General features: G+C 63.0%; 4 protein-coding genes, 2 tRNA genes and 2 rRNA genes (1 of these 8 cut by a window edge). 4 read left to right on the forward strand and 4 right to left on the reverse strand.

Annotated elements, in window-relative coordinates; genetic code table 11:
* Nucleotides 1–2: 2 nt before the first annotated feature.
* The 4 genes from AAA989_RS09550 to AAA989_RS09565 all read right to left on the reverse strand — a co-directional run bounded on the left by AAA989_RS09550 (nucleotide 3) and on the right by AAA989_RS09565 (nucleotide 5,519).
* Nucleotides 3–1,769, reverse strand: a complete 1,767-nt coding sequence (locus AAA989_RS09550; protein ID WP_338245490.1) for an ABCB family ABC transporter ATP-binding protein/permease — start codon at nucleotides 1,767–1,769, stop codon at nucleotides 3–5.
* Between the two features lie 93 nt (nucleotides 1,770–1,862).
* Nucleotides 1,863–2,864 (reverse strand): aspartyl protease family protein, encoded by a 1,002-nt coding sequence (locus tag AAA989_RS09555; protein WP_338242995.1) that lies wholly within the window; start codon nucleotides 2,862–2,864, stop codon nucleotides 1,863–1,865.
* 127 nt (nucleotides 2,865–2,991) lie between these two features.
* A complete protein-coding gene (locus tag AAA989_RS09560) occupies nucleotides 2,992–4,476 on the reverse strand; it encodes an oligosaccharide flippase family protein (protein WP_338242997.1) in 1,485 nt (494 codons plus the stop codon).
* Nucleotides 4,473–5,519, reverse strand: coding sequence for a glycosyltransferase family A protein (locus AAA989_RS09565; protein WP_338242999.1), 1,047 nt, complete (start codon nucleotides 5,517–5,519; stop codon nucleotides 4,473–4,475). Before AAA989_RS09565 ends, AAA989_RS09560 begins: the two co-directional genes overlap by 4 nt.
* 696 nt (nucleotides 5,520–6,215) lie before the next feature.
* Between AAA989_RS09565 and AAA989_RS09570 the strand changes: the two genes are divergently transcribed.
* The 4 genes from AAA989_RS09570 to AAA989_RS09585 all read left to right on the forward strand — a co-directional run.
* A 16S ribosomal RNA gene (locus AAA989_RS09570) occupies nucleotides 6,216–7,700 on the forward strand.
* Nucleotides 7,701–7,881: 181 nt separating this feature from the next.
* Nucleotides 7,882–7,958: transfer RNA gene (locus AAA989_RS09575), tRNA-Ile, on the forward strand.
* 12 nt (nucleotides 7,959–7,970) lie between these two features.
* A tRNA-Ala gene (locus tag AAA989_RS09580) sits at nucleotides 7,971–8,046 on the forward strand.
* Nucleotides 8,047–8,311: 265 nt separating this feature from the next.
* Nucleotides 8,312–8,412: ribosomal RNA gene (locus AAA989_RS09585) — 23S ribosomal RNA — on the forward strand (it continues 2,688 nt past the right edge of the window).
* Together the 16S and 23S rRNA genes with 2 tRNA genes alongside form the textbook arrangement of a ribosomal RNA operon.

Raw genomic sequence — 8,412 nt, forward strand, 5'->3', positions numbered from 1 at the left:
CCCTATTCGGCGGCTTCGCGCGCCTCGTCCGTGTCTTCGCTTTGCTGCCTGTTCCACATCTCGGCGTAAAGCCCGTCGCGGCGCAGCAGGTCGGCATGATTGCCCTGCTCGACTATGCGGCCCGCTTCCATGACATTGATCAAATCGGCATCGGCGATGGTCGACAGGCGGTGGGCGATGGCGATGGTAGTGCGGTTCGCCGAGACGCGCTTCAGCGTGGCGAGGATATCCTGCTCGGTACGCGAATCGAGCGCGCTCGTCGCTTCGTCCAGAAGCAGGATCGGCGGGTTCTTCAGCAGCGTGCGGGCGATGGCCACGCGCTGCTTCTCCCCGCCCGACAGCTTGAGGCCGCGTTCGCCCACCTCGGTCTCGAAGCCGTGGGGCAGTTCGTGGATGAATGGCAGGATGGCGGCATCGGCAGCCGCGCGGCGCACGTCATCCTCGTCCGGATCGTCACGGCCGTAGGCGATGTTGTAGCGGATGGTGTCGTTGAACAGCACCGAATCCTGCGGAACGATGCCGATATTGCGCCGCAGGCTCTCCTGCGTCACTTCACGGATGTCCTGCCCGTCGACGCAGATGCGACCTTCCCACGGATCATAGAAGCGGAACAGCAGCCGCCCGATGGTGCTCTTGCCAGCGCCCGACGGGCCGACCAGCGCCACGGTGCTGCCCGCCGGCGCCTCGAAGGACAGGCCGTGCAGGATCGGGCGCTCGCGGTCGTATCCGAAGCTGACGTTCTCGAAGGTGACGGTGGGCCGCTTCACCACAAGCGCGGGCGCGCCGGGGCGGTCCTCCACTTCCACCTTCGTGTCGAGCAGGCCGAACATGTCGGCCATGTCGATCATGCCCTGGCGGATCGTGCGATAGACCCAGCCGAGCATGTCGAGCGGGCGGAAGAGCTGCATCAGGTAGGTGTTCACCAGCACCAGGTCGCCCGGCGAGAGGTTGCCCTGCGACCAGCCCCATACGGTCCAGGCCATCGCCCCGCCCATCATCAGGTTGAGGATGCTGGCCTGCACGATGTTGAGAAAGCCGAGCGAGTTCTCGGTCTTGATCGCGGCTTCGGCATATTGCCCGGCGGACCGCGCATAACGCTTCCGCTCCCGCTCCTCCGCTCCGAAGTACTTCACCGTCTCGTAGTTCAGGAGCGAATCCACCGCGCGGGCCATGGCCTGCCCGTCGAGGTCGTTCATTTCCTTTCGCAGTTTCACGCGCCATTCGGTGATGGCCTGCGTCACCCAGATGAAGCTGACCACGGTGACGGCAGTCGCGGCCACGAGTTCCCAGCCGAAGATCGTCCAGAAGATCACGCTCACCACCACCAGCTCGATGGCCGTGGGGGCGATGTTGAACAGCAGGAAGTAGAGCATCGAGCTGATCGACTTGGTGCCGCGTTCCACCACCCGGGTGAGCTCGCCTGTCCGGCGGGAGAGATGGAAACGCAGCGAAAGGCGGTGAAGCCGCGCGAAGACGTCCTCGGTCAGGCCAAGGACGGCATCCTGCCCCACGCGGTTGAAGGTAATGTTGCGCAGCTGGTCAAACAGCACGGTGCCGAACCGGCCCGCGGCGTAGGCAATCACCAGCGCCATCGCCACCCAGACGGCAGGATCGCCGTCGGCGCTCATGGTGTCGACAGCGCGGGCATAGGCGAAGGGCAGGGAGAGCACGACCGCCTTGGCCAGAAGGACGAAGACGCCCGCGCCAAGGATTCGCCGCTTCAGTTCGGGTCGACCTTTCGGCCACAGGTACGGCAGGAACCTGCGCATGGTGGCCCAGTCGGCGCTCTCGCCGGTTCCCGTCCTGTCTCCGAAATCTCTCACAGCCCTCGCAAGGTGGGGCCTGGAGTGGGCGAGGGCAAGCTATCGCAGCCGGGAGGCCCTTGCGCGGAAGTTGAAGGCGCGGTCCAGCGGCACGTCGCCGGGAAGGTCGAACAGCACGCGGCGACTGCGGAAATCGATGGCGACCCGCTTGAACAATCGCAGCTCGCTCATGCCGAGAATCAGCGCCGGCCGGTCTGCCAGGCCAAGGACATGGAACGTGGGCGAGTCGGCGAAGGAGACGACCACGTTGTTGACCATGGCGGTCTGCAGCCGCAACTGGCGAGCCACGCGGGTCTCGCCGCTCACCTGCACGCCGTTGACGTCGGTCATCACCGCATCTGCCAGCTGCTCGCGAAGTCGCATCCGCAGTCTTTCGCGCAGGGCCATGTTGCCGACGGACCCTTGCGCGCCGGTATCGACGATCACGTCCACTTCCACCCCGTCCAGCTCGGCGCGGTGGATGATGAGCTGGCCGAGCCGCTCCTGCGCGCGAACGATGATGTCGTAGCTGCCGCTGCCGCCGCTGAGGCTGTCCGAAATGCTCATCTCGCCGCCGGCAAAGTCCAGCAGCACGCGCTGGTTCTGCAGCGAGTCCAGGCCAAGGATGCCATCGGCCCCGCCGATATGCGCACCTTCCACCAGCGGAGCGGTGCGGATCGTCATGCTGCGTTCGCCCAGGGTGAAGCCGGGGACCATGGTGGTTTCCACCGCGCGCCGGCTGGCCATGCCCACCAGCGTTGCCGTTTCCCTGTCATTGAGCTGCAGCTGGTCGGCCAGCGCCAGCGATAGCACGGTGGCCTGCGCGCCGGTATCGACCATGAAGTTGAACGGCCCGTGCCCCATGATGGTGACCGGCACCGTCATCCGGCGATAGCGCTCGATCTGCATGGCGATGGTATCGATGATGGCGGTGGTCTCGGCGATCTCTGCCGGAGTTGCCGTTCGCTGTGGCGCACCCTCTCCCGGTGCGACAGCCGGGGGTTCGGCCATCGCCGCGCTGGAAAGCAGGGCCAGAGCGCCCGCCATGGCGATCCTGTACATTGTCTCTTCTCTCCCGCCCGCCGGACGTGTCCCATCGACGGCGAGCATGGGGCGATCTTACCACGTAGCGGGCCAAGGCCCAAATGCCATGATCGCGCCGTTGTCCGCCGGGGCACGGCGCCCGGCGCTATCGAGGCGCAGGCACCAGGGCGCCCCAGCCGAAACGCGACAGCGCCTGGCTGGCGAAGTGGTGGATCTCGAAATAGGCCGGGTGACGAATCTGCCGCAGGGCAATCAGCCAGCAGACGACGCCTGCCAACGTCGCGCCGGCAACCTGCACGAAGCCAGCCTGCGGAGCGGGCGCGATCCAGACGTAGGACAGCCAGACGGGCAGGATGGCGATACCCGTCACCAGCGCCGACTGCAGCCAGATGCGCACCAGGCCGCTCCATGTGAAGCCGACCACAGAATGCAGGAAAGGCGCGTGGATCAGCAGCCAAGCGATGCCGTAGGCCACGCGGCTGGCCGCCGCCGCTTCCAGCGAGAACATTGCGCCCACCGCCAGCAGCACCACCGAAACCGCCGTATCGAGCCCGAAGCGCCAGAGCATCGGGCGCATGCGTCCGAGCAGGATCGGCAGTTCGACATGCAGGGGCAGGGCGATCATCAGGATCTGCGCCATGGCGATCCACTCCAGCGGCCGCGCCGCGCCCAGCCAGCGCTCGCCGTAGAGTATCCCCACCACCGGTACGGCGCATGCGGCAAGGCCGGCCATGGCGGGCCAGGTCAGCGCGGTGAAGCTGGCGGTTACCCGCTCGTAGTGCGGACCCAGCGGGTCGCCGCGATCGCGAAAGCGGGCGAAGGCGGGGTAGAAGACCGTGGTCATGCCGCCGCTCACCAGCCAGCGCAGTTGCCAGGCGAGGCCATAGGCGCGGGCGAACAGGCCGACGGCCACCGTGTCCAGTAGGCGACCGATCAGCAGTTCGGGAAGGCGGGAGCCCAGTTGCGACATCCCCGAAAGCACGGTCGAGAACCCGCCGAAGCGCAGCACCGGCATCGCGCCTGCAAGGCGCGGCGGGATGGGCAGCCGCCCGCCGATCCGCCATTGGGCGATGGCCGCGCGCGCCACCTGCTGGGCAAAGGCGCCCCAGGCGAGCGCGATCGCGCCATAACCATGCCAGGCCAGCCCGATGGCGACGGCGGCATTGGTCAGCACCACGCCGATCTCGATCATGGTGTTGGACTTGAAGTCCATGCGCCGGTGCAGCAGCGCCATGGGCACGGTTGCCAGCGGCACGAAGAAATAGCTGGCGGCCACTACCAGCAGCAGCGGCAGCAGGCCGGGCAAGTCGTAGAAGGCGGCTGCGGGCCAGCTCAGCAGCACGCACAGTGCGGCAATCGCCCAGCTGATCGACAGCGACACGGTGAAGGCGGTGCGAATCCCCTCCTCGTCCAGGTCCGGTTCTCCCGCGACGTAGCGGTTGATGCCGAATTCCTGCAGCACGGCCAGCAGCGAGACGAACGAGAAAGCGATGGTGAACAGGCCCAGCTCGTCCGGGTCGATGAACCATCGCGCCAGGATGACGCTGGCCACGAACTGGATGGCGAAGGCTCCCATCTGCGACGCCATGGCCAGCAGTGCCGCGCCCCGCACGCTCATGGCGGCGCTCACAGCGAAGCGGCCTTGCGGCTGGGGGCGCTATCCGATTCGGGCGCTCCCGCCCCGCGGGCATTGCGGCGGCGGCGCAGGGCCAGCATCGGCCCGGCAAGCGCGGGGGCGACCTTCCAGATCAGGAAATAGGCGCGCCAGGCCGGGCCGTGCTCCGGGCCGGTGCTCGATTCGAGTTCGGCCAGCGCTGCCCGGTCGCCGTCGATCACGCGGTCCGCCGCCACGGAGAACCTCAGCTGGCGGGCGTTGTCGGCAATCATCGCGCGGGCGATCGTTGCTTCGGGGGCAGCGGGATCGAGTGCCCCCAGCGCCTTCTCGAACGTGCGGATATTGCCTTTCAGCATTTTTTGCTCGGCGGCCGAGGCAGAGCTGCTGCGCACCCGGTAGTCGCCCAGAACCTCGTCGATGTAGTGCGCGTGGCCGCCCAGCAGCATCAGTCGCACCCACAGGTCGAAGTCCTCGGCATGGGTCATCGATTCGTCGAAGCCGCCGATCCGGTCGAAGTCCGCACGGCGAAAGGTGGAGCCGATGTAGACGCCGAAGCTGCGGTCCATAACGTCGGCCAGCGAACCGCGTATGCCGTCGCCGCGGCCCTGTTTCGCGCTGAAGCAGCGGCGCTCCTGCTGGACGGCACCGAAGATTCGCGCGTTGACGGTTACGAGTCGCGTTTGCGGATCGGCCTCCAGCACGGCGAGCGTGCGAGCCAGGTAGTCCGGGCGAAGCATGTCGTCGCCATCGAGAAGGGCGATATACGGCGCCCGCGTTTGCGCGATCGCCCTGTTGCGCGCGCTGGAGACGCCGGCGTTGTCGGTTTCCAGCAGGGAAATGCGGGGATCGACCAGGAAGGGAGCAACTGCGCTGGCGACATCGTCGGGCGCGCCATCGTCCACCACCACGCACTCCCAGTCGGGAATCGTCTGCGCCTGCAGCGATTCGAGTGCGTCGCCGACCAGGTGCGCCACTCCGTAGGCGGGAACGATCACCGCTACGCGTGCGTGCGCGCGCGCGTCGGAGAAGGCTGGAGGGATGGCGCCGGTGCTGCTCATTGCGCGCCGGCATTAACCGCGCGCACGTAAAGATTGCCTCAATGAGCGAGAGATTCGCGATCCGGGCGTTAACACCAGTCCGGTCGCATCATCCGCAGTCGATTCATGCGCCAATTCAGCGTCCTAGATAGCCCGTGAGCCCCGATTCAGGGCTGTGAAACGCAGAAATCGACGATTGGAGTACCTTCAAAGCCTGGCGCCGCTCCCCGATAAGACACCCCTGCCACGCAAAAATGCCAATGTTTTCAACGTTTCGAGCCGAAAAACGAACTTTCTGAAAGAAAATTGCAAAAACCCGTTGACCGAATCCCGCACCGCGCCTAGATGGGCTCCACCGACGCGGCGCTGACGGCTTCCACCGCCACCCGCTTCGGTCGCCAACTTTGATCGGACAGCCGGATCCCCCGGTGTAAATCGGGGAACCAATCGCTGTCCGCTTCTACTTGTCGGTGGCTCTTTGACATTGTCGGTTTTTGATGAAGGGACATGTGGGCGACGGCGCCCCGTCTGCGAAGCTCAAGGTCGCAGTAACGGGTAACCAAGCCGACGCCACATCCTGATCGGGCTCCACGCCTGGTCCGGGATGATGCATGTTCATTCGTATCCATTACGTTTGACAGTGCAGGTATCGGCTCCTTGAAGCTCTTGCCTTTCTGGTTGACGATCTTCGGATCGTGCCGGTTTGGTGAGTGACATAAACTTGAGAGTTTGATCCTGGCTCAGAACGAACGCTGGCGGCATGCCTAACACATGCAAGTCGAACGAACCCTTCGGGGTGAGTGGCGCACGGGTGCGTAACGCGTGGGAACCTGCCCTTAGGTTTGGAATAACGTTTCGAAAGGAACGCTAATACCAAATAATGTCTTCGGACCAAAGATTTATCGCCTTTGGATGGGCCCGCGTTGGATTAGCTAGTTGGTGAGGTAAAGGCTCACCAAGGCGACGATCCATAGCTGGTCTTAGAGGATGATCAGCCACACTGGGACTGAGACACGGCCCAGACTCCTACGGGAGGCAGCAGTGGGGAATATTGGACAATGGGCGAAAGCCTGATCCAGCAATGCCGCGTGAGTGATGAAGGCCTTAGGGTTGTAAAGCTCTTTTACCAGGGATGATAATGACAGTACCTGGAGAATAAGCTCCGGCTAACTCCGTGCCAGCAGCCGCGGTAATACGGAGGGAGCTAGCGTTGTTCGGAAATACTGGGCGTAAAGCGCACGTAGGCGGCTTTTCAAGTCAGGGGTGAAATCCCGGGGCTCAACCCCGGAACTGCCCTTGAAACTGGATCGCTAGAATACTGGAGAGGCAAGTGGAATTCCGAGTGTAGAGGTGAAATTCGTAGATATTCGGAAGAACACCAGTGGCGAAGGCGACTTGCTGGACAGTGATTGACGCTGAGGTGCGAAAGCGTGGGGAGCAAACAGGATTAGATACCCTGGTAGTCCACGCCGTAAACGATGATAACTAGCTGTCCCGGTTCACAGAACTGGGGTGGCGCAGCTAACGCATTAAGTTATCCGCCTGGGGAGTACGGTCGCAAGATTAAAACTCAAAGGAATTGACGGGGGCCTGCACAAGCGGTGGAGCATGTGGTTTAATTCGAAGCAACGCGCAGAACCTTACCAGCCTTTGACATCCTCTGACGGTTTCCGGAGACGGATTCCTCCCTTCGGGGCAGAGTGACAGGTGCTGCATGGCTGTCGTCAGCTCGTGTCGTGAGATGTTGGGTTAAGTCCCGCAACGAGCGCAACCCTCATCCTTAGTTGCCATCATTTAGTTGGGCACTTTAAGGAAACTGCCGGTGATAAGCCGGAGGAAGGTGGGGATGACGTCAAGTCCTCATGGCCCTTACAGGCTGGGCTACACACGTGCTACAATGGCATCTACAGTGAGCAGCGATCCCGCGAGGGTTAGCTAATCTCCAAAAGATGTCTCAGTTCGGATTGTTCTCTGCAACTCGAGAGCATGAAGGCGGAATCGCTAGTAATCGCGGATCAGCATGCCGCGGTGAATACGTTCCCAGGCCTTGTACACACCGCCCGTCACGCCATGGGAGTTGGTTTCACCCGAAGATGGTGCGCTAACCCGTAAGGGAGGCAGCCAGCCACGGTGGGATCAGCGACTGGGGTGAAGTCGTAACAAGGTAGCCGTAGGGGAACCTGCGGCTGGATCACCTCCTTTCTAAGGATTTTGGCGGAAAGCGCCTGGCCTCGAGCCGGGAAGTGCTTCCTCTATTTCCAAAGAACACTGCCGTCGTCCTCATGTCCTTTCATCACTGGAGAAACACACAGGCCCTGCCTGTGATGTTTGCGCCTGAGCTGGCTCACGCCGCCCGCGGCCTTTTGGCCAGCGGTGGCATAGTGGGCCTGTAGCTCAGTTGGTTAGAGCGCACCCCTGATAAGGGTGAGGTCAGTGGTTCGAATCCACTCAGGCCCACCACGAACTTGGCTAGGGGCCTTAGCTCAGCTGGGAGAGCACCTGCTTTGCAAGCAGGGGGTCATCGGTTCGATCCCGATAGGCTCCACCAGCCAATACCGCGATACTCCAGGATGAAATGAAAGCGGATCCCGCATCTGGCGGGTAGTACGGTTTCGATCGTACGTCTTTGACATTGTGAATGGGTTTTTAAATCGATGCCGTGAGGTGTCGTCGCGCTGGCAAGGCCTTTGGTCTGGTCCAGTCGATGGCAAATCACAAATCAATCAAATTGATTATCTGGCTGAGATAATTCCTCCGCGCCATCGCAAGACGGTAAACTTTTATGCAGGCTTGTCGTTGATGGTGTGGATTCTCAAGCGTGAGGTAAGAGCATTTGGTGGATGCCTTGGCATGTACAGGCGATGAAGGACGTGGCACGCTGCGATAAGCGTCGGGGAGCTGTGAGCAAGCTTCG

Source organism: Aurantiacibacter hainanensis (assembly GCF_036321025.1).
In the GTDB taxonomy this organism is placed as follows: domain Bacteria; phylum Pseudomonadota; class Alphaproteobacteria; order Sphingomonadales; family Sphingomonadaceae; genus Alteraurantiacibacter; species Alteraurantiacibacter hainanensis.